Source organism: Streptomyces sp. NRRL F-5630 (genome assembly GCF_000719475.1).
GTDB lineage: Bacteria > Actinomycetota > Actinomycetes > Streptomycetales > Streptomycetaceae > Streptomyces.
In genome coordinates this window covers 13,380-35,016 of the sequence record NZ_JOGO01000061.1, presented here as the reverse complement: position 1 = coordinate 35,016, position 21,637 = coordinate 13,380, and the positions used below count along the sequence as shown (strand labels likewise).

General features: G+C 70.5%; 18 protein-coding genes and 1 pseudogene. 6 read left to right on the top strand and 13 right to left on the bottom strand.

Features of this window, described 5'->3' with window-relative positions:
* Window positions 1-98 precede the first annotated feature (98 nt).
* Together IF99_RS35130 and IF99_RS0123525 are read right to left on the bottom strand one after the other, a co-directional pair.
* A pseudogene (locus IF99_RS35130) lies at window positions 99-695 on the bottom strand (transposase); the annotation flags it as partial.
* 84 nt (window positions 696-779) lie between these two features.
* A complete protein-coding gene (locus tag IF99_RS0123525) occupies window positions 780-1,730 on the bottom strand; it encodes a LysR family transcriptional regulator (protein WP_030999003.1) in 951 nt (316 codons plus the stop codon).
* Between the two features lie 71 nt (window positions 1,731-1,801).
* Here IF99_RS0123525 and IF99_RS0123520 point away from each other — a divergent pair, with 71 nt between their 5' ends.
* From IF99_RS0123520 to IF99_RS0123500, 5 genes are all read left to right on the top strand, one after another.
* Complete coding sequence (locus IF99_RS0123520) at window positions 1,802-2,989, top strand: MFS transporter (protein WP_030999001.1); 1,188 nt, start codon at window positions 1,802-1,804, stop codon at window positions 2,987-2,989.
* A 245-nt stretch (window positions 2,990-3,234) separates the two neighbouring features.
* Window positions 3,235-3,525: a hypothetical protein gene (locus IF99_RS0123515; RefSeq protein ID WP_158716645.1), complete on the top strand. Its 291-nt coding sequence runs from the start codon at window positions 3,235-3,237 to the stop codon at window positions 3,523-3,525.
* Between the two features lie 116 nt (window positions 3,526-3,641).
* Entirely contained in the window at window positions 3,642-4,442 is an 801-nt protein-coding gene (locus IF99_RS0123510) for an alpha/beta fold hydrolase (RefSeq protein ID WP_030998997.1), read from the top strand.
* 2 nt (window positions 4,443-4,444) lie between these two features.
* Complete coding sequence (locus tag IF99_RS0123505) at window positions 4,445-5,722, top strand: PP2C family protein-serine/threonine phosphatase (RefSeq protein WP_030998995.1); 1,278 nt, start codon at window positions 4,445-4,447, stop codon at window positions 5,720-5,722.
* Between the two features lies 1 nt (window position 5,723).
* On the top strand, window positions 5,724-6,104 hold the full coding sequence (locus IF99_RS0123500; protein ID WP_051703643.1) for an STAS domain-containing protein: 381 nt from the start codon (window positions 5,724-5,726) through the stop codon (window positions 6,102-6,104).
* A gap of 670 nt (window positions 6,105-6,774) precedes the next feature.
* Here IF99_RS0123500 and IF99_RS0123495 read toward each other — a convergent pair.
* From IF99_RS0123495 to IF99_RS0123445, 11 genes are all read right to left on the bottom strand, one after another.
* Window positions 6,775-7,695 carry a phosphatase PAP2 family protein gene (locus IF99_RS0123495; protein WP_037827416.1) on the bottom strand — a complete coding sequence of 307 codons (921 nt, stop codon included), beginning with the start codon at window positions 7,693-7,695 and terminating at the stop codon, window positions 6,775-6,777.
* 96 nt (window positions 7,696-7,791) lie between these two features.
* Entirely contained in the window at window positions 7,792-8,748 is a 957-nt protein-coding gene (locus tag IF99_RS0123490; RefSeq protein WP_030998990.1) for a hypothetical protein, read from the bottom strand.
* Window positions 8,745-9,086 (bottom strand): PadR family transcriptional regulator, encoded by a 342-nt coding sequence (locus tag IF99_RS0123485; RefSeq protein ID WP_030998988.1) that lies wholly within the window; start codon window positions 9,084-9,086, stop codon window positions 8,745-8,747. Before IF99_RS0123485 ends, IF99_RS0123490 begins: the two co-directional genes overlap by 4 nt.
* A gap of 371 nt (window positions 9,087-9,457) precedes the next feature.
* Window positions 9,458-10,186: an ABC transporter permease gene (locus IF99_RS0123480; RefSeq protein WP_030998986.1), complete on the bottom strand. Its 729-nt coding sequence runs from the start codon at window positions 10,184-10,186 to the stop codon at window positions 9,458-9,460.
* Window positions 10,183-11,100: an ABC transporter ATP-binding protein gene (locus IF99_RS0123475; RefSeq protein ID WP_037827414.1), complete on the bottom strand. Its 918-nt coding sequence runs from the start codon at window positions 11,098-11,100 to the stop codon at window positions 10,183-10,185. The genes IF99_RS0123480 and IF99_RS0123475 overlap by 4 nt, the downstream gene beginning before the upstream one ends.
* Before the next feature lie 73 nt (window positions 11,101-11,173).
* Window positions 11,174-12,127, bottom strand: a complete 954-nt coding sequence (locus tag IF99_RS0123470) for an LLM class flavin-dependent oxidoreductase (protein WP_030998982.1) — start codon at window positions 12,125-12,127, stop codon at window positions 11,174-11,176.
* Window positions 12,124-14,943, bottom strand: coding sequence for a type 2 lanthipeptide synthetase LanM (lanM, locus tag IF99_RS31065; RefSeq protein WP_037827412.1), 2,820 nt, complete (start codon window positions 14,941-14,943; stop codon window positions 12,124-12,126). Before lanM ends, IF99_RS0123470 begins: the two co-directional genes overlap by 4 nt.
* Window positions 14,940-17,096, bottom strand: coding sequence for a peptidase domain-containing ABC transporter (locus IF99_RS0123460; RefSeq protein WP_030998980.1), 2,157 nt, complete (start codon window positions 17,094-17,096; stop codon window positions 14,940-14,942). Before IF99_RS0123460 ends, lanM begins: the two co-directional genes overlap by 4 nt.
* Entirely contained in the window at window positions 17,096-20,011 is a 2,916-nt protein-coding gene (locus tag IF99_RS0123455) for a type 2 lanthipeptide synthetase LanM family protein (RefSeq protein ID WP_051703642.1), read from the bottom strand. The genes IF99_RS0123460 and IF99_RS0123455 overlap by 1 nt, the downstream gene beginning before the upstream one ends.
* Window positions 20,012-20,200: 189 nt before the next feature.
* On the bottom strand, window positions 20,201-20,362 hold the full coding sequence (locus tag IF99_RS34445) for a class II lanthipeptide, LchA2/BrtA2 family (RefSeq protein WP_199806543.1): 162 nt from the start codon (window positions 20,360-20,362) through the stop codon (window positions 20,201-20,203).
* Window positions 20,363-20,414: 52 nt separating this feature from the next.
* Window positions 20,415-20,582, bottom strand: a complete 168-nt coding sequence (locus IF99_RS0123445) for a plantaricin C family lantibiotic (RefSeq protein WP_030998976.1) — start codon at window positions 20,580-20,582, stop codon at window positions 20,415-20,417.
* A 714-nt stretch (window positions 20,583-21,296) separates the two neighbouring features.
* Here IF99_RS0123445 and IF99_RS34120 point away from each other — a divergent pair.
* Window positions 21,297-21,464: a hypothetical protein gene (locus IF99_RS34120; RefSeq protein ID WP_158716644.1), complete on the top strand. Its 168-nt coding sequence runs from the start codon at window positions 21,297-21,299 to the stop codon at window positions 21,462-21,464.
* Window positions 21,465-21,637: the final 173 nt, after the last annotated feature.

The window sequence follows — 21,637 nt, the reverse complement described above, 5'->3', positions numbered from 1 at the left end:
GCCGGAACAGCGTCCACAACTCCTCCGGCACCAGACGCTCCACCAGATCAGCCATGCACGGCTCAACGAGCGACTACGCCAATAGAAACGGCCTCTTAGTCGCGGTAAATGTCGTAGGCGTATCCGCGATCGGCGAAGAGCGAGTCGGGCTTGCACCCCGGGGACCCGTCCCACCTCTGACGGGTGGGGTGGCATCGATCAGCGGCATGAACGGGGTGAGGTTGCGGCGGTTGCCACCGGCGAGGATGACGGCGAGCGGTGTGCAGTGCCCGTCGATGATCAGGTGGTGTTTCGTTCCCGTGCGGCCACGTCCGACCGGGGACCCGGACTCGATCCCGTCCACGGTTCCCTCTTTGCACGACTCACACGTGGCTGGAGTCCACCACGGCACCCGACCAGTCCAGACGGCCAGCCGCATTGAGTTCGGCAAACAGCACTTCATGCAACTGCTGCCAGACGCCGGCCTCGTTCCAGTCCCGCAGTCGCTGTCAGCAACTCATGCCCGAACCAGAGCCCAACTCCCCGGGCACGTGCTCCGACTCGCCGTACAACCCTCTCACTCGGGCAGCGGCTTGCGCCCAAAATACCGAAACCGGCGTACCTCGCGCGACAGCAGCGACTCGGTCCGCTCACAACTCATCCGGCACGGTCCACGGCGAAGCCCCGATACCCGGACAGCGCCCGCCCACCGACACGGAGAACGGACCAACCCGCCTCGTGGTGTCAGCCGTTGTAAGCCCGGCGAGTCGGCTCCCGTTATCCGCGGTCAGGTCCGAGCCTCACCGACCCGTAGCGGCCTGATGCGCTAGGACGGTGCGGGTGGGGGTGGCGAGCCAGTCGCGCTCGGTGCTCACTTCCCGGGCGGCCGCGAAGAACCTCAGGAGAGTCGGTGATTCTCGGTCCCGGTGCCATACGAGTTCGGTGCGCGCGGCGGGAAGCTCGCTGGGGTCCAGAAGTACCGCGCGCACAGTCCGGGGAAGGAAAGGCCCCATGGACGCGGGGATCAGCGTGAAACTGCGCTCGTCCGGCAGCGCGATGTTGCGCAATCCCGGCACCATGTCGAGACGGACAGGGTGGGATCCCCCACCGGCATCGAGCGCGTCGACGAGCAGTGCGTAGTGCTCGGGCGCGTACTTCGGATCGTAGAACACGAAGGTTTGCCCGTTGAAGGCTTCGCCGAGTTGTACCAAGCCGCTGTCCGAAACCGCGGGGTTCGACGGGTGGGTGACCGCGATCAGGGGATCAATGCGGAGTAGTTCGCGGCGGAAGTCCGCTCGGACGGGCATGGTGTGGGCGACTACGCCGTCGAGGTCACCGCTGAGCAGACCCGTGTCGAGTTGTCCCGGCCAGTATTCCGTGGCGTCGAGCACCATACCGGGGAAGGCAGCTTCGGAGGCGGCACGCAACTGCGGGATCGTGTCATAGGCCGCCGACAAGATGTAGCCGATGGCGATTTCGCCCGCTTCTCCCGCCGCCGTGGCTCTCGTCGCCGCAACGACCTCGTCCACCTCTGCCAGGAGCCTGCGCGCCCGTGCCACGAACACAGTGCCCGCCTGCGTGAGTTCCAAGGGGCGGCGTGTGAACAGGGGTGTGCCGAGCCGCCGCTCGAGTTCGCGAATCTGCCGGCTGAGCGGAGGCTGAGTCATGTGCAGCGCGTGCGCTGCCCGCTGCATCCCGCCGTGGTCGACGACGGCAACCACATAGCACAGCCACCGCAACTCAATCTCCATACCTCAAAGGTATCAAGTGTGCTCAGGATGGGACTTCGACATACGGCGCACGTCACGGCCAGCCTGGGAGGATGAGCAACACAGCACGCACGCTGCCGCGGTCCACCGTGGCACTACTTGCGGTCGCGACGGCGACCGCGGTCGCCGTCGCCTACTACAGCCAGCCCCTGCTCGAAGCAATCGGCAGCGATCTCGGCCTGCCAGCAGCGGTCACCCCGCTGATCGTCACTCTCACCCAGCTCGGCTTCGCCGCGAGCCTGCTCCTCGTCCTTCCGTTGGGCGACGTGCTCAACCGCCGCCGGCTCATCGGCGGTCTGAGCGTGCTCTCCGCTCTCGCGCTCGGTCTCACCGCCCTCGCCCCCAACGGCGCCTGGGTACTGTGGCTGGCACCGCTGGTCGGTTCGACGGCGGTAGTCGCACAGTTGCTCGTCGCGCTCACCGCCACGCTCGCGGCTCCGGCCCAACGCGGACGAGCAGTCGGAACGGTCATGAGCGGCCTGCTCATCGGTATCCTGCTCGCCCGAACCGCCGCCGGGCTCATTGCCGACCTCGCGGGCTGGCGGGCCGTGTACGTCACGGCCGCGATCAGCATGCTCGTCATCGCCGTCGCGCTCGCCAGGCGGCTGCCCACCACGGAGCCCGCCGAGGCCATGGTGAGCTATCCGCGTCTGCTCGGCTCGGTACTGCGGCTCGTCCGGCAGCAGAAGGTGCTGCGGGTGCGCATGCTCTTCGGCGGACTCGCGTTCGCGCAGTTCAGCGTGTTGTGGACAGCACTCACAGGTCTCCTCTCGGCAGAGCCCTACCACTACTCGGAGGCAGTGATCGGCTTCTTCGGCATCATCGGTGCCGTGGGTGCCGTTGCAGCGCGACTCGCGGGAAAGCTCGCCGACACCGGTCACTCGGGTACGGCGACCTGGGCGGCGGCAACCATGATGCTGCTGTCGTGGGTCGCGCTCGTCTACGGCGGCGCCCACCTGACCGCTCTGGTGGCGGGCATCATCATCCTTGACTTCGGTGTCCAAGCGATGCATGTCACGAACCAGAGTCAGATCTACGCCCTGCCCGGGAACGCGCGCTCACGCCTCACTTCCGCGTACATGACTGCCTACTTCGCCGGCGGGGCCCTCGGCTCCGCCGTAGTACCCCTCGCCGCCGGCACCTGGGGATGGACAGGGGTGTGCGCGCTCGGAGCCGGATGCGCACTGCTCCAGATCTTGTCTGCCACGCGCGCACCACGCCACCGAGCGAAAACCGCGTAGGACACGACGAGCCTCCGCGAACAGGCCACCTCCAGGGCTGCGTCTTGTAGCGGCTTCTTCGAGCCGGAGATCGTCGGGGAGCGCCGTAAGCCTCTGGGCGGGATAGACGGGAGGGACGAGACGGCCATCTCGCCGGCCGCGAAGGGCCTGCCCACCGTCACGGGCGAGGCCCAGCCGGCGGGGGCCTGTGGCGCCGGGCCTCCCGGCAGACCACTTCCTCCGTCACCACCAAGATCTTCGGTGACATGACCGAAGGGCAGAGCCGACCGCTCGATACCCTCTGTCCGGTGGTCTGCGTCGATGCCGTCCCCGTGAAGATTCGCGCGGGGCGGTGGTCAACCGGCGACTGCTTCGTCAAGAAGTGGCTGCCGGGCCCTCCGCGGTTCCAGCCGCACTTCACCTCTGCCCGTGCGTCCTGGCTGGTCCTGGTGGGGCGGTCGTTCACCGAGCCGACCCCGCGCCGCAACGCGCACACCTACGCGCTCAACGCGGGCCGGGGACAGGACCACTCCCGGGTGGGCGGCCTCTTCCCGTGACTCTGCGGCGCAGGCCGCAGCAGGCCGTGACGGCCACATGATCCCCGGTAAGTCCTCACGATCCCCAGCAATGGGGCCGTGCTGGACACGACAAGATGAGTGCAAGACTGGCGAGTATGGATATCCATCGCAGGAACAACATCACGGTCACCGGACGTACGGACGGTCCGGTGCTCCTGCTGGCCCACGGGTTCGGCTGTGACCAGAACATGTGGCGTCTGGTGGTCCCCGCTCTGGCCGAGGACTACCGCTTGGTGCTCTTCGACTACGTCGGCTCCGGCCGGGCGGACCCCTCGGCCTGGGACGAGCGGCGTTACAGCTCGCTGGAGGGCTACGCGCTCGACGTGCTGGAGGTCTGCGAGGAGCTGGATCTGCGGGACGTGACGTTCGTCGGGCATTCGGTCAGTGCGATGGTCGGGGTGCTCGCGGCGGCGAAGGAGCCCAGCCGCGTCTCCCGTCTGGTGATGGTCGCCCCCTCGCCCCGCTACATCGACGACGAGGGGTACCGGGGCGGGTTCAGCGCCGAGGACATCGATGAACTGCTGGAGTCGCTGGAGTCGAACTATCTGGGCTGGTCCGCAGCGATGGCGCCCGTCATCATGGGCAACGCGGACCGGCCGGAGCTGGGCCAGGAGCTGACCGCCTCGTTCTGCGCGACCGACCCGGACATGGCCCGCGTCTTCGCCCGTACGACGTTTCTGTCCGACAGCCGCGACGATCTCAAGACGGTCGCGGTGCCCACGCTGGTCCTGGAGTGCCGGCAGGACGTGATCGCACCCCGGGAGGTCGGCGCCTACGTGCGCGACGCGATCCCCGGCAGCCGGCTGGTGACTCTGGAGGCGACGGGGCACTGCCCGCAGTTGAGCGCGCCCCAGGCCACGGCGAGGGCGATCACCGACTTCGTCGGGGCCGCCTGATGATGTGCCGTACCGATCAGACGATGCCGGAACCCGGTGAGGGGAACGATGTGGACGCCACGGACGCGGTGTTCACCTCGCTGCTCGAAGACAGTGCCGAGGAACTGTACGAGCAGGCTCCGTGCGGGTATCTGTCGACGCTGATGGACGGCACTATCGCCAAGATCAACACCACCTTGCTGGACTGGCTGGGCCTGGACCGGTCCCAGGTGGTGGGGCGGATGCGCTTCACCGATCTGCTGACCGTGGGCGGCAAGCTCTACTACGAGACGCACTTCGCGCCGCTGCTGCAGATGAAGGGCGAGGTCCGTGGTATCGCCATGGAGGTCACGAGCGCCGCTGCGCGTATGCCGGTGCTGGTCACCTCGAAGGTGAAGACCAGCGAACGCGGTGAACCCCTGCTGATCCGCACCACCGTCTTCGACGCCCGCGACCGCCGCGCCTACGAGACCGAACTGCTGCGCGGCCGCAAGGCGGCCGAGGAAGCCCGTCGGCAGGCCGAGGCGGACCAGGCGCGGCTCCAGGAGGCGCTCGCTGTCCTCCAGCAGAGCCTGCTGCCCGGCCAGCTGCCCGTGATCCCGGGCCTGGAGGCGGGGTCCTACTACCACACGGCCTCCCCGGATCTGCTGGGCGGAGACTTCTACGACCTGTTCCCCCTGGGCGGAGACCAGTGGGGGTTCTTCCTCGGGGACGTGTGCGGCAAGGGCCCCCAAGCCGCCGCGGTCACCTCGCTGGCCCGCTACACCCTGCGGGCCGCCGCCCTGCACGACGCCGATCCGGTCACCGTGCTGACCACGCTGAACACCGTGCTGCACGAGCGGTACGCCAGCGGCGAGGGCCGCTACTGCACTGTCATCTTCGGCGTTCTGCAACCGAACGACAGCCACGTCGACGTGCATCTGGCCTCCGGCGGGCACCCCTCCGCGCTGATCCAGCGCGCGGACGGCAGCGCGGAGTACCTCCCCACCCCCGACGGCCTGCTCGTCGGCGTGCTGCCCAAGGCCCCGTTCACCGCCGCTCGCGCCCGGCTCCTGCCCGGCGACACCCTGCTCCTCTACACCGATGGCTTGACCGAGGCCCGCACCGGGCCGGGCAAAGAGCTGTACGGCGAGGACGCGCTGCGTACCTTCACCGCCGCCCAGCCACCGGCGGGGGCACAAGCCCTCATCACCGCCCTGAGCGAACTGCTCACTTCCTTCGGCGACGGACTCAACGACGACACCGCGCTGCTCGCGCTCGGCGTGCCCGCCTCCCTTACCACCCCGCGAGTGAACACTTGACATGAGCCCGTTGACAATCAGCATTCGATACGCCACGACCGGGCCCGTACTGGAGATCACCGGTGACCTCGACCACTCCACAGCGCTCGAACTACGTACCGCCGTGGAGGGTCTCACCTTGGCCACCGGGCAACTACTGGTCCTTGGGCTGGCCCGTCTGGACTTCTGCGACTCCAGCGGGATCAGCGCCCTGCTGTCTGCCAGGAGCTGGGCCATCGAACAAGGCGGCGGCATAGTTTTGGCCGCGGTCCCCGCCAACACCGCCCGTATCCTGGGCATCGTCGGCTTGGACAAGGTCTTCACCCTGCGCCCCGATGTGTCGACAGCCACCTCCTCCGGCACCTCCGCCGACCCCTCCGAACTCTCGGCGAACGACACGTAGGGGGCGTCGGCGTGCTCGCCGGGGGCGGGGGCCCTGGTCTCCCACTGCGTGATCGCCACGGGCTCCGACGCCGCGGCCTCGCCCTCGATGTGCCGCCGGGCTTCAGTGGGCCCCGGGGACAACTGGAGCCGGGCCCGCCTCCTGTTCGTGCCCCAGGGGGGACGTGTTCCAGCAGTGTTCCAGGGCACGCCCTGGAGTACCGAAGAGCCCGCTCACCTCGGAGACGCCGTTGCTCGCCCCGGTTTCGCGCGACCTTCGGCGCCGCCACCTCCGCACTCCCCTGCCGAGCCCGCTGACCAGGAGCTTGTCCGCATGCCCCGCCCTTCGGCCACCTTCGCGGCCTCGCCCCCGAGGGCGCAGGCGTCGCCTGGGCCCCACGCCCTTTCCCCGGGCCTGCATTTCGACCCGGTTCCCCGCCAGCCGACCGCCCATGGCCGCCGCTCCTCATGCTGGGCCTGCTGGCACCCGGGGTCCACGAGCTGATCAAGGCGCCGCCCGCCGAGGCAGCGCCTATCCGGCTGTTCCCGCCGCTCCGGTGGCCGGCACCGCCTCGTTGACCGGACCACCGAAGGGCATGTCGAGCGGCAGCGCGTCCGCTCGGCCGGCGAGGGCTTCTGCGGCCGGGCGGTGGCGTCGGGCCAAGCACGCTCGCCCGGGACGGACTGGTCGGTCAGACCAGCGCGAGGCGCGTCCGGCGTGCGGCGTGTGCGGGCCACACGACTGCGGCGTACCAGACCAGGGCGGCGCAGACGGAGCCCGTCGCCCCGGAGACCAGCGACCTTGTGAGGGTGTCATCGCGTGCGCCGCCGACGAAGGCGGCGGCCACCGCCAAGGTCAGCGCGATGACGGTCAGCAGGCGGGGGCTCCGCGTGCCTTCCGGGGCGGCGGCCGACGGCAGCAGCCAAGTCGCGAGGGCGTAGCAGGCACAGGCCAGGAGTGTGGCCCCCAGCACTTCGCTGGGCCGGTGGCCGCCGTTGGTCGCGCTGTAGGCGGCGATGCAGGCGAGCCACAGCACACCGACAGTGGCGACGTAGGGGCGGATACGGGCAGAGACGATGAGGACGGCGGCCAGGGTCAGCGTGGCGGGGAGGGCCGTGTGTCCGCTGGGGAAGCCCTGATCAAGGAGATTCTCGGGCGCGCCCACCAGATCGGGGCGCCGCAGGCCCCCCTTGAGCACCTCAGCGCCTCCGGCCGTGACGATGACGATCGCCAGTGCCGCGCACCCCGGCCACCAGCACCGGCGCACCAAGGTGAGGAGCACGATGAGGGCCAGGCCCACCATGAGGGTGGGCTTGGCGCTCAGTTCCAGCGGCGGCAGGGGCGTCGAGCCGTAGGCCGATCCTGACAGGGGGTAGAACCACACAGCTTCGGGGTCCCCGCTGCTGAGACCGAACAGGGCGTTCTCGGCTCGTTGCCCCCACGGGGTGCAGATGGCGAGCAGGTAGACCGCCACGAACCCCAGGGCGTACAGCAGAGCGGGCATCCACGGCCGCGGTGTAGGTGACGGGCGGAGGTGGGGAGGGGGTTCGGGGGCCTGCCCTGCGCCTCCCCGGCGGTGCGCGGGCATGGCTGGGGAGTCGTGCTGGGTCATCGTTCGGTTTCTTCCGTTGAGGGGAGTCAGGTCACGCACGCGTGGCGGCCCACCGAGGCGCCGCCTGGCTCGGCCGGGGCCCACCGGGGGCCGTTCCTATTCGGCGAGTGCCCGCGCTTGCCGACGCTGGGCGGTGATCGCCAGGACGGGGAGGGGGGCGACAAGCAGGGTGAGGACGAGGAGGTGCGGAAAGGACTGCATGAACGCGTCCGGCCGGGCGACGATCGCCTGCGTGCGCACGATCGCGACCGCTGCGACGGGGAGCAGCCACCGGTGGTCCCCGGTGGCGGCCGTCGCCACCCAGGCGGCGATCAGCGCGGCCACTTCGAGGCCGAACAGTCCGCGTTGGAAGGCCGGGCTGACGGAGATGATGTGCAGGCCACCGGCCACGTACATGGCGAGGGCCACGGGGGCCAGCCAGCAGTAGGAGCGGCGCCGTAGCCGGCCGGGACGGCAGAACGCCAGCACGGCGCACGCGGCGCACAGAGCACCCGAGAGGACCAGGTCACGGGCCGTTATCGGGGCGCCCAGCCCGTAGTAGCTCAGGCCCTTCACCCCCTCGTCGCCGAAGAAGGTGCGGCCATGGGGCGTCGCGCCGGCCCAGATCATGGCCGCCGCGGCCGGCAGGGCGATCCAGGGTTTGCCGCGCAGCAGGGCGATCAGGCAGACCAGTGGGAGCAGCCCGTAGGGGAGGGACCGTGTCGGCCCCTCCCCCTCCGCCCACGGGTACCAGCCGGAGAAGCGGAAGGCCACGGCGTGCTGTCCCGGGTCGATGTGCCATGTCCAGTGCCATACATCCTGCAGGTACGGGACCAGCGCCAGCGCGGCGAGGGCGAGGGCTGTCAGGTGGATGCCGTCCAGCCACCACGGGCGGGCCGGGTCGTCGGCAACGGCTCCGGCGCGGGCCTGCACCCCGGAACGCGCCAGGGCGACGATCTCCCGCGGTGGGGGCCAGGCGCGGCCGGGATACGCCTCGGTGAGGCAGTCCAGCAGTTCCGCTCCCTGCCGGAAGCGGTAGGACTTGGGGTAGGGGGCGAGCAGCAGGCGGTTCACGCGGGTGCCGCCCCGGCCTGGGGTGAGCGTCCGATGACGAGGAACGCCGCCTGCTGCATCCTGAGCGCCTCCCGGGCCAGTGCCTGGCTGCCGTCCTCGGTGAGCCGGTAGTAGCGCCGCGCCCGTCCGTCCACGATCTCCTCGTCACCGGGGGCCACCAGCCCGGCCCGCTCCAACCGCTCCAGCGCGCCGTAGAGCGTGCCGACAGCGATCCGCAGCCGCCCGTCGGTGGCCTGCTCGGCGGCCTTGATGATGCCGTAACCGTGCAACGGCCCGTCCATGAGCGCGGCGAGGATGAAGTACTGCGGTTCCGTCAGGGACGGCTTCCGGGTGGTCATGAGTGGAGCATATATCGAGCGACGAAGTATTGGCCAGCCCTGAGTACTCGCCGTCGGCGCGTCCATGTCCGCGACGAGAGTCCCCCTCTCCCCCGCCGACAGGCCGGACGCCAGGGCCCGACGGGCGTCGAGGCGCTGGTCGTACCGGCCCCGGAGGGGGCTGCCGCACCGTCGCGGACGAACACTCGGCAGATGTCGAAACGGTGCCGATGCCGGGCCCAAGGCGTCGTAGCGCTCGCGGAGGTGGCGGCGCGCCGCCCTGTTGACGGCGGATCAGGCTTTCGGGGGGCGCCCCAGCGTGCGCCGTGGTGAACGGGTTTGGTCCCGTCTCCCCCCTGCTGCCCGACTCGCCGCCCCTCGTCAGGCAGCCGCTACGCGTCCCGGCGGGCCAGTGCGAAGCGGCCCGCCGCGATGGCCGCCACCGCCCACGCCGCCAGCACGGCCAGGCCGCTGACCGGGCCGAGGACGCTGTGCGCGGGGAGGTCGTGGCGCAGCGCCAGGGAGCCGGCCATGTCCGGCAGGAACTGGGCGACCGCGCGGGTGGCCGGGATGTTGGCCAGCATGGTGGAGATCATGAAGAACAACGGGACCAGCACGCCGAGGGTCAGCGCGGTGGAGCGCAGCACCAGGGCCACTCCCATCGAGAACAGCACCAGCAGCACGGTGTAGAGGACCGCGCCGCCCATCCGGGCCACGACCTCGCCGTCCACACCGGTCCCCCGGTCCCCGAGCAGTCCTTGTACCAGCAGGTACGACAGCGGCGCGGTGATCGCCGACACCACGGCGGCCACCAGGGCGAGCGCGCCGAGCTTCGCCGCTTGGAAGCGCCCACGCCGGGGCACCGCGAGCAGGGAGCCGCGCACGGAGCCGGAGGCGTACTCGCTGGTGACGGCGAGCACGCCGATGACGACGAGCAGGACCATGCCGCTCTGCATCCCGGAGAAACCGAGGGCGACGGGGTCGATGCCGTCGCTGTGGCGGCTGGTCCACCCCATCAGGAGGCTGATGCCGAGGCAGACAAAGACGTAGACCGGCAGGCAGGCGAGGTGCGTGCGCAGGCTGTACAGCTTGATCCACTCGGCGTGCAGGGCCTGCTTCACCGGCCCACCTCCAGGACGGCGCGGTACTCGGTCTGCTCAGAGGTCAGTTCCATGAACGCTTGCTCCAGGGACGCTGTCCGCCGACCCATCTCGTAGACGGCGATCCGGCGGTCGCTGGCAAGTTCACCGACCCGCTCGGGAGTGACGTCCAGGGCCTCGATCCGTCCGTCGGGCAGCCGTGCGCTGCGGATGCCCTCGGTGTCCAGCGCGTCCTTGAGCGCCTCCGGGTCGGAGACCCGGGCGGTGACGGACGCGTGGGAGTGCTGGTCGATGAACTCGTTCATCGGCGAGTCCACGAGCAGTCGGCCGCGGGCGATGATGACGAGGTGGTCGGCGGTGACCGCCATCTCGTTCATCAGGTGCGACGAGACCAGCACCGTGCGCCCCTCGGACGCCAGCCGTTTCATCAATTCCCTGGCCCAGAGAACCCCTTCGGGGTCGAGGCCGTTGACGGGCTCGTCCAGGACGACGACGTCGGGGCGGCCGAGCAGCGCCGCCGCGACGCCGAGGCGCTGGCCCATGCCGAGGGAGAAGCCCTTGGCGCGTTTGCGGGCCACGGTGGTCAGCCCGACCATTTCCAGTACCTCGTCGACCCGGCTCGGCGGCAGGCCGTTGCTCACGGCCAGCGCGAGCAGGTGGTGGTAGGCGGTCCGGGCGCCGTGCACGCCCTTGGCGTCCAGCAGCGCGCCGACCACGGTCAGCGGCCGCTCCAGTTCCTCGTACGGGCGTCCCGCGATGAGGGCGCGCCCGGCGGTGGGGCGGTCCAGGCCGAGGATCATGCGCATGGTGGTGGACTTGCCCGCGCCGTTGGGCCCGAGGAACCCGGTCACCTTGCCGGGGGTGACGGTGAACGACAGGTCGTCGACCGCGAGGGTGTCGCCGTAGCGCTTGCTGAGGTTCTCTACTTGGATCATGGCTTCCGGTTGTGCCGGGCGGGCGCCGTGAGGGGCTGCCCGCCGTGGGTGGGGGTGCGGTGCGGGTGGGGGGTCAGAGGATGTCGAGCACACGTTCCAGGTCGGAGGCCGCGGCGCGGGCGCCCTTGGTCGCGGCGACGCCCGTCACGTTCAGCACCACCTCGTCGACACCCGCCTCCTCGTACCGGCGCAGCCCGTCGCGGATGTCCGAGGGGGTGCCCCACAGGAAACCGCCCGCTTCGGTGAGCTTCGCCGCGTCGGCGGGTTCGCCGGTGAGGTCGAGCCCGGCCTCGCGGAGCGCGGCTTGGTAGTGGGGGGCGCGCAGGTGGGCGCCGAAGGTGGCCAGGGCGGTGTCGTCGTGCTCGCGGCCGTCCTCGGCGAGCGCCATCGGCACGATGGCGGTGGTGGGCACCGGGTCGCGTCCGGCCGCCGCGCTCGCCTCGGTGACGCGCGGGACCAGGACGTCCCGGAGATGTTCCGGCGGGGAGAGCCAGGTGACGGCGGCGTCCGCGACCTGACCGGCGAGTTCGGCCATCCGCGGGCGGAGCGCGCCGATGCCGACCCGTACTTCCGGGGCGGGCACGGTGAGCAGCCCGGCGCGCATCGGATGGGCGCCGCCTTCGTTCTCGGCCAGTTCGCCGCGGAGCAGGGCGCGGACCGCGCTCACGTAGTCGCGGGTCGCGGCGAGCGGGCTGCGGTACGGCTCGCCGAGCACCGCCCGCTGGTAGTCGGGCCAGCCGGGGCCGTACGCGGCGAGCACGGGGCAGCCGGTGACCAGCGCGGTGGAGCGGGCCTCGCTCGCCGCGTGGTAGGGGGTGCGCAGCGGGGTGAGGTCGACGCCGAAGCCGGTGGGGACGCGGATGCCGATGCCGGCCAGCCAGGCGGCCAGTTGGTGGTTGTCGACGACTTGGCTCTGTCCCTGCCAGAGTCGTTCCGCGCGGGTCCAGCGGACGAGGTTGGCGAACGGCACGGCCTGTTCGGGGCGGACCGCGACGATCGGCAGGACCAGCGAGTACCGCATCGTCATCGCTCCTCGCCGGTGAGTGCGATCGGTGCCGGGGCCGGGGTGGCGGAGGCCAACATCAGGTCGGTGTCGGCGACGCCGGACCAACCTAGCATGTAGCCGATCAGCGAAGTGCGGCCCGCGACACCGGTGTAGAACCCGTACCGGCGGGCCCGGTCGAGCACCGCGGCCTGGTGGGCTCGGGCCCGGTCGGCGAGGGACGTGTCGCCGGTGAGGGCGGCGACGGAGAGCAGCGCCTGGACGGTGCCGCTGCTGCCGTGGCACACGGAGACCTCGACCGGGCCGTCGTCCAGCGCGGTCGCCGTCGTCACCAGCGCGTCGAGGCGCTGTCCGGCCAGCCAGTCGTACCGTCCGGCGGAGTGGCAGATCTCGGCGGCGGCCAGCAGCACTCCGGCGGCGCCCTTGCACCAGCCGGGGACGGCGGGGCGGTGCCCGTCCAGCCGGGCGGCGAGCCAGCCGAACGCCTCTTCGGCCATCGCGCGGTGGCCGAGGACGCGGCCGGCGCGGGCTTTCGCCCAGTAGAGGCCGAGGTCGCCGTGGGCGAGTTCCATCTCGGCGCCGCCGGGTGCGCGCCGGGCGTCGGCGAACGCGAGCCGCAGGACATCCTCGATCGCGCCGGTGCCCGCGGTGCGGCCGTTCTCCAGCCGGGCGAGCAGGGCCATGAGGACCCCGGCCGGGCCGTTGGCCACGTCTGGTTCGCGGTCCTCGCCCCTGCGTTCCATCAGCGCCACGAGTTCGCCGGCCCAGGCGTCGTCGACGGCGTCCGGGCGGGACAGCAGCAGCGAAGCCAGTCCGGAGAAGACGGACTCGGGCATGGTGTCCAGCACGTTGCGGTACTCGGTGGTGAGCGTGGCGAGCCCGGCGTCGGCCGCACGGGCGAACTCCGTGTACCGGCCGTTGAGCGCGGCGGCGCGGCGCATGAGCCGGGTGATGCCGCCCATGTCGTGGAAGGCGACGTAGTTGCCCGGGGTGATGGTGGCGGCGTTGCGGTCCGGGCCGATGCTGCCGAGCCAGCCCACGTGGAGGCCGTCCGCTCCCTGGGCGGTGACCGCGAGGTCCCGCACCACGTCGGCGACGGCGAAGCCCCAGGTGCCGGGGGCGGAGCGGGCCAGCGCGTCGCCGCCGAACACGCTGTGCGCGGACAGCCCGCCGGGTGCGGAGGCGATCCCGCCGATGCACTCCTCGACGAGGAACTGGTGGTAGCGCTCGTGCCGTTCGCGGGCGGCGCGGACCCCGCGCAGCGCGTTGTCGACCGGTGAGACGGTGAAGAAGTCCGGCAGGTCCCGGTCGTGGGCGCGCAGCGTGGTGGCGCCGGCGCGTACGGAGAAGTACGGGATGTCGCCCGCGTCCAGCCCCTGGGACTCGGCGTCCCGCAGGTAGGCGAGCTGGCCCTCGGGCAGTGGCCGGGGCTTGCTGTTGAGCAGGCCGAGGAGCCGGTCGGCCTCGGTGCGCGAGCCCAGGTAGCGGGGGTGGGTGGAGGCGTCCAGGTAGCGGCTGTAGACCTCGGTGGAGCGCAGCACCGACCGGACGTGGGTGTCCGGGTGACCGCGGAGCACTTCTTCGGTCTCCGGCCCGGCCAGGAACGCCAGGGCGTCCCGGTACCCGGCCATGACGTGCGGGAAGTGGTCGGTGATGAGGAGTGGGTCGTCCCCGAGCCGGGGCACGTTCGTGGTGTGGTGGTAGGTGACGGTGTCCCAGACGACCCGGATCGCGTCGCTCTCCTTGTCCGCGACGGACGGGGTGCGCATCTGGGACTCCTGCTCGCCGACGAGGCCGGCACCGGACATGAGGACGTCGATGGCGGAGTCCGGGTTCTCCACCGGCAGCAGCATGGTGGAGGTCACCGAGGACTTCATGTGGTTGATCAGCCGGTGGGGCAGCTTCTCGTCCGGTACTCCCCCGTCGCCGCGCAGCACCGTTTCGGAGTCGATGACGCAGGGGTGCTCGCCGTGTGCGAGGAGGTTCTCGTCGTGCAGGTCGGTCGCGCCGATCGCGCTGAGCAGGCAGGTCAGCGCGCCGAACCGGTAGAAGTAGCGGGCGGGTTCGGCGGAGGCGGTCATCGGTGACGCCTCGGTGAAGCGCTGCCAGCCGTGGTGGCCCACGGTCACCGACTCGGGGACGCAGTGCTCCAGGGAGTACGTCAGCCGTTCGCCGGCGGCGCGGTACAGGTCACGCAGCAGGTCGTCCCCGGTGAGCGGGCGCGGCTTGTAGACGAGGTCGTGGCCGCTCGCGGTGGTGACGAAGAAGACGCGGCGGTTGCCGTTGTGGGGGTCGGACGGGGAGGGGGCGACGCGGGTGAGGGCCTCGCCCGCCGGGTCCAGGCCGAAGGCCTCGGCCAGCACGTGCGCGTCGTCCCGCCATGCCTGGAGCATCTCCCGGCAGGCGGCGTGGATGTTGCCGATGACGGTCTTCAGGCGTTCGGCGAGCACCGGGTAGCGGCCGAGCAGCGCGGCCCGCCGCTCCGGGTCGGCGAGCAGCGCGGTGAAGGAGTCCAGCGCGGTGCGGCTGTCGGCGTCCACGGGCAGGCCGAGGGCTTCCCTGTGGGCGTGGAACTCGCCGATCAGGGTGCGGTAGCTGTGCCCTTCGACGGTGCAGACGAGCACGTCCCACAGGGTGTGCAGGGTGTCGTCGCGGGCCTCGGGGGCCACCGTCTCCTCCAGCAGCGGGGCGAGTGCGGAGGCGAGGGCGTCGCGGGGTGCCAGGTCGAGGTAGAAGGGCAGGAAGGCGGCCACGGACACGGAGGGCGCGGGTTGCGGGTGCGCGGGCACGGCGAGCGCGGAAGCGGTGGACGCGGGGGCGGGGGATGGGGTCTCAGTCATGCTGTCTCGCCTACGAGGGTCGAGGCGCCGGTTTCCGCGTAGAGCACCGCGTAGGTCGCCTGGTTGTCCAAGAGCTGCTGGTGAGTGCCGTGTTCGATGACGCGTCCGTCGCCGAGCACATAGATGCGGTCGGCGTTCCGGATCGTGGCCAGCCGGTGGGCGATGATGACCTGCGTGGCGCCGATCTCCTTCATGATCTTGGTGACGCGGCGCTCGTTGATGGTGTCCAGCGAGGCGGTGGCCTCGTCCATCACCACGATCTTCGGGCGCTGGAGCAGTGTCCGTACGATCGCCAGTCGCTGCCGCTGCCCGCCGGAGAAGTTCGCGCCCAGCTCGGACACCAGGGTCTTGAGGCCCATCGGCAGGGCGTCGACGAAGTCGAGGATGCCGACCTGCGCGCAGAACTCCCGTACCTCCTCGGCGTCGATGTCCTGGCCGAGGGTGAGGTTCTCCAGGATCGTGCGGTTGTGCAGATGCACTTCCTGCGGGATGTAGCCGATCTGGCGGCGCAGGAAGTCCTTGTCGTAGTCGGCCATCGGCCGCCCGCCGAACTCGATGGTGCCGGAGGTCGGTTCGTGCAGCCCGCACAGCAGCCGGCCGAGGGTGGACTTCCCGGAGCCCGAGGTGCCGACCAGTGCCACTCGCGACCCTGCCGGGACGTCGAGGGACACCCCGTCGATCACCGGGGCCGCGTGCCGGGTGTACCGGAAGCCGACGTCCCGCAACGTGAGGGAGGCGTCAGGCAGCTCCTTGAGGTCGCCGCCGGGGGCCTCGCTGTCGTGCGCGGTGATGTCGCTGAGCCGTGCCATGTACCGGGACGCCTCGGTGAACTCGGTGAACATCTGGAACACCGAGGTGGTCATGGAGAAGAAGGTGACCGACACCGACTGCACCGCGATGGCCGAGCCGAGCGAGACCATGCCGTGCGCCACGAAGTACAGGCTGGACAGGAGCAGCACCATGGGGCCGAACATCTGCGTGGTGGTCGCGATCCCGGCGATCCAGCCCTGCTGGAGCCGCATCCGGCGCTTCATCGCGTCCAGCGACGCCGTGTAGACCTTGGCCCACTCGTCGGCGAACTGCTGCGCGTAGCCGCCCATCTTGATGGTGGGGATCGACACGATGGCGTCGAGCTGGGTGGACTGGCTGCGGCCGAGCTGGCTGATCTCGGCGTCCGTGACTTCCTTGACGCGGGTGCGGGTCAGCCACAGGTAGAGCGCGTTGCAGGCGAAGAGCCCGGTGGCGATCAGCCCGATCCGCCACTCCGTGACATAGAGGTAGACGCCGATGCAGACGAGGGTGCCGATGTCGAGGACGCCCTGCGCGATCCGTGAGGACAGCAGGTCGCGCACCGCGTTCACGGTATTCAGCCGGAACAGCAGTTCGCCGGGTTGCCGGGTGGTGAAGAACTTGTACGGCAGGCTCAGCAGGCGGCGGAAGGTGTGGGACATCAGGTGCGCGCCCATGAGCCCGATGAGCGAGGCCAGTACGCTCACCCGCAGGAGCCACAGCACGAGGTACCCGAGGGCCGCCGCGCCGATCGCGCCGAGCACGAGGCCCAGATCGCCGGGGTCGGTCCAGTCGGACTGCCGGTCCACCGCCCATTTCGTCAGGGCCGGGATGCCGAGGACGGCGAGGTAGCCGCTGAGCGAGAGCAGGGTGACCAGGGCGATGCGGGAGGCGGAGCGGTCAGCGAACAGGGGCACCGACCGCCAGTCCTTGGTGGCGGGCTGCTTCTGCCGGGTGAACTCCTCGCCGGGTTCGGCGGAGATGACGATGTCACTGAAACCGGCGGCCAGTTCGTCCCGTGTCAGCCGGCGCCGGCCGATGGCGGGGTCCATCACGGTGGCCATCCGGCCGTCGAACTTCTCCAGGACGACGAAGTGGTAGTCCTCCCAGTAGAGGATGACCGGCGTGGTGAACCGGGTCAGCCCGGCCACGTCCCGGACCCGAAACGCCTTCGTCCGCATCCCGCGCGAACGCAGGAAGTCGGAGAGCTGCTTGGCGCCGAGTCCGTCGCGGCCCGCCTCCAGGCTCTGCCGCACCGTGAAGAAGTCCTCGGTTCGGCCCCAGTAGCGCATGACGGCGATGCAGCAGCACAGTCCGCACTCCGTCTGGGTCACCTGGGTGACCGTAGGCACGCGGCGCCCCATCACCGCTCCCCGCGGGTCAGGGACAGCGGCGAGACGCGTGCCTCGGGCGCGAGCCGGTTCAGCAGGTGCAGCAGCACGCCCGAGGTGCCGACCATGAGGCTGGTCGTGTGGGCGTACCGGCTGCGGTGATCGGTGAGCTTGCTCATGAACACCTCCGGCCGCAGTCGGGTCTCCTCCAGCTCGGCCACCCGTTCCGCCAGGTGTCCGTCGCCGAGCCTGGTGGCGGCTTCGGTGAGCACGTCGTGGTTGCCGAGGTCGCCGTGGCACCAGGTGAGATTGCGCCCGAAGCCGTCCTTGAGGGTGTTGGCGACCGCCAGGTCCAGCCAGGCGCGGGTTTGCTCGTCGTCGCTGTGTTCGGTCCGGGCGAGCAGGGCCAGCGTGATCCCGGCCGCGCCGTGGCACCAGCCGGTGGAAAAGCGTTCGGGCTCGTCCACGTTGGAGAACCAGTTGTTCTCGCCGGTGTCGTGGAAGGTGCCGAGCCGGTCCGTGACCGCCGCGGCGCACGCCTCGGCACGGCGCAGCTGGTCCGGGTCGGTCAGGTGCGGGCGCAGCACGCTCAGCGCGTGGAGCACCCCGGCCACACCGTGTGCGAAGCCGGACTGCCGCGCCCAGGTGCCCTCGGCCGCCTCGACGCGGTCGCAGAGCCGTTCCGTGAGCCGGGGAAGCGCGGCGAGGGCGTGGGGCCCGCCGAGGGCGGCGAGCTGGGTGGCGGTGCCGGCCAGGCCGCTGATCACGTCGGCGCCGGCGGTGTCCGGGGCGATCTGGCCGACGGCGAGCGGGACCGCGTCCCGTGCTGCCTGGCGCCATCCTGGTTCGTCCAGGAGCAGGCCCGCCGTGTCCAGGGCGAACAGCAGACCGGTCAGGCCGGTGTAGGCGCCGGGGCCGGTCTGCTGCACGCTGCGCTGCTCGTAGCGGCCGCCCGCGAGGATGTCCGCGCTGGGCGCGAAGACCTGTCGGGCGGCGTCGGCGTACGTCTCGTCGCCGAGCACCTTCGCCGCGGCGGCCAGCGCGAGTGCCGGGCCGGTGCGCCCGGTGTACAGGTCGTAGCCGAGGACGCCGCACGGCCAGACGCGTTCCGCCTGCGCGGAGGCGAGCGGGCCTATCCAGGTGCGCGGCAGGTGCGCGAACTTGTCCGGCAGAGCGCTCGCCACCAGGCCGTCGGCGAGGTGCGCGGCCAGCTCCCGGAGGTTCCCGGCACCGGGGGCGGCAGGCCCGGAGGGGGCGGCGCTGTGCCACGTGTCCGCGCCGGTGAGGTGGTTGTCCGGGAAGCGGGAGCAGAACGCCGAGTACAGCAGGGTCAGTTGCCGGGCGATCACCGACTCGTCCAGGGCGCGGACCTTGTGCAGCGCCCGGTGCAGCGGGGACTCGGGAAGCCGGGCGCCGGTGTCCTTGCCGTCGGCGTCGTAGAGCACGGTGCCGCCGGCCTCGGCGGAGAAGTACGGCACATCCCGCTCGGCCATCTGCCGCAGTTCGGCGGCGATGATGCCCCGGTCGGAGGTCTTGGAGGCGATGGCGATGCGCTTGAGCAGGCCGAGCGCGGTGTCCGGCGCGGCCATCGCGGCGGCCGAGGCGGTCATCCGCAGGGTCTGGGCGTACAGCGCGGTCGGGTTGTGCACGTAGCGGACACGCATACTCGCGGCCAGCCGGGTCAGCAGCGTGGTCCAGGCCTCGCGGTCGCGGACGAGGGCGCGAGCGGTGTCGGCGAAGCCCTCGGCCATCTCGTCGGCGAGGTTCTGCATCTCGGCCTCGTCGCCGCTGCGCACCACGGTGTTGCGCTGCTCGGCCTGTTCGGCGCGGAGCACCACCTTCATGGTGTCGGTGAAGGGGTTCTCGAAGGCGAGGCCGCGGAACGGCGAGGTGCCCTGGTTGGCGCCGCCGAGGAAGCCGAGGTCGACATGGCCGGAGCCCTCGGCCTTGCCCGCCATGACGAGCGGCAGGATGCCGATCCCGTAGAGCGAGCGGGCGATGACGTCGTAGGCGTTGCCCTCCGCCTCGGGGCGCGGTCCGACGTGGACGCGGGCCGGGTGCAGGAGCGTCTCCAGATCGACCGGGACCGGGCCGCGCCGGGTGGCGAGGATGTTCTCGAAGTGCATGTCGCGGGCGTCGAGCGCGTAGAGGACGGCCGCGAGCTGCCCGCACTGGCGCATGAAGCGCGGCGAGATGTCGGTGACGTCCTCGGCCTCGACGAACTCCACGTACCCGTAGCCGGTACGGGGCAGGGTGCGGGCGGCGGGCAGAGCGGTGCCGGCGTGGGCGTTGACGTGCGCGGTGATCTGCTCGTACGCCGCCTCGCAGGAGATGTCGCGCGGCTTGTGGACGAGCCGGGTGCCGGAGGCGAAGGTGAGCACGGAGACGCTGCGGCCGTGCGCGTGGGCGTCGCCGTCGGCCTGGCCGATCGAGGTGAGCGGGTCGTCCAGGTCGACAGCGAAGGCGGCGGCGATCGACGGGCGGTCGGCGGTGAGGCGTTCGCACAGTTCGTCGAAGGCGGCGGCGGTGTTGCGTACGAGGTGGCCCACGGCCGAGCGCAGCACGGGAAAGTCCGCGAATCGCTGTGCGTCGGTGCGGTGCACGACGAAGTCGAGGTAGCGGGCGTGAGGGGTGTCACCGCGCAACTCACCGCGTTTGGACGCCGTGTTGAGCGCGGCGACGAGTGAACGGGTGGTGGTGTGACGCAGCCGGCTCTCGGCCCTGGTCAGGAGTTGCAGCGTGATGGTGTCGGGGTCGGCGAACAGCGGTGCGTGCCGGGCGATCAGCTCGGGCGGTGCCGCCTGCGCGGCCAGCCGGCGCACGACGCGCTGGAACGGGTACTCCTCCTCCTCGTCCACCCAGCGGTTGACGACGGGAGACGAGGGTGCCGGCGCGGCTGGGGCCGGTGCCAGGAGCGTCGCGAGAACATCGCTGTCGTGTGCGGACAACGGATCGATCGTTTCCCGTATTTCCGCATCGTCGAATTCTGGGTACAGGTTCTGTGAGGAGGCCACGGGTTCTTTTCACTCTGGAAGACACGCGCGGATACGGTAGACTGCGCCCACGGCATGGGGTGGGAATCATGCACCGATTCCCACCCCATGACTTTCGTGACGCACTGGCCCGTCAGCGGTACATCAGCACTTGCTGGTGCACTTGGTGGTCGGGCAGAACGCGGCCGACGCCGCGATCGACACTGCGACGCAAGCAGGCGTGGTCGTACCGCCGTGCGCGTCCTCGTCGCCGAGCTCGATGAGTTCGAGCTCGTCGTAGGCACCCAGAAGGTCCTGGTTCTCCATGTGGTTCACCCCCTTCCACGGTCGGGTCCAAGCAACCGGACACACAGGGGTGTCAGTTGCAGTTGGGCTGGCACTCCTTGGTCAGAGTGCACCAACCGCCGTGGTTTCCCAGGGCGTCGCTGAGCGAGAACGTGTTCGTGGTGCAGGCGCCGTACGCCACACCGTCGAAGTCCTGCTCGGCGATCTCCTCCACGAGAGAGACGTCACCTTCAAAGGGCATGTAATTCACCCCCTTCCCCGTTAATTGAATGCCGCCCGGAATGAGGTAATCCGATTTCACATTTCCCTGCGGCATTCGTGTTGCTGTTGAGGCAACGCCGAGGAAGTTACCCGAACACATCCACGGTTCACAACGCGATTACAATGTGACCCAGGACACACCGCATTGTTCGACATTCCTTCGAGAGCGGTAGAAAATGGACACCAAAAGGATTGTTTCGCCGGGCGGGCTCGGGGATGGCGGAAACCAACGGAATAAACCATTCCCTATGTGAGCCTTGGGCGGGCCGGTTCGCGGAACAATGAATTCCGCCGCTGGGACGGCAGCCGGCCTCGTATGTCCGCCGGTGGTGGCTCGGTCGCGGGGCGGAGGACCGTGCGGTACGGCACTTCGCCGGACGGGCCCGGCGGGGCCGGGCGAGCTGGCCGCGTCGCAGGTCAGCGAGGCTGCGGAAGGAGTTCCGCGGCCTCGCTGACATGGAGGCAGAGATTCCGGAAGACCTCTCGCCGGGCCGCCCAGGGCCGGCAGGTCCCTCGACTCCGCTCCGTGTGCCCAGCGGAAAGCGGCCGGGGCTGCGGTTTTCCGCGACGGAATTCCGGGTTCCGATTATCGGCACGCATCCGAGAAGGGTCGCGCGGTCCCGTTCCGGTAGTGAAGTCCGCTTTTGCGGGTAGGGTTGACGTGACGGTATCCGAGGATGCGGAGGACGTTGTCATGTTCGGCAAGCGGAAGAACAAGGGCCAGGACGGAGCCTCCAAGGCGGAAGCTGCCCAGCAGCGGGACGCCGGCAAGAGCAAGGGGCGCAAGCGCAAGTCGGACAAGTGGTCCGACCAGGAGAAGCTCACCACCATGACCTCGGGCATCTGGTCGAGCTTCAACTAGCCGGCCGCCGCGTCACGGCGCGGAGCGCGACGTCATCACGAGCGGGCCCGCCAGGGGTGATCCCCCGGCGGGCCCGCTCGCGTTCGTCCGGGAGGGCACGAAATCCGCGCTCCGCATTGCGTCCGGCGCGCCCGGAAATCCCACCCCGGCACCCACCGAAAGAGGGAAATTGT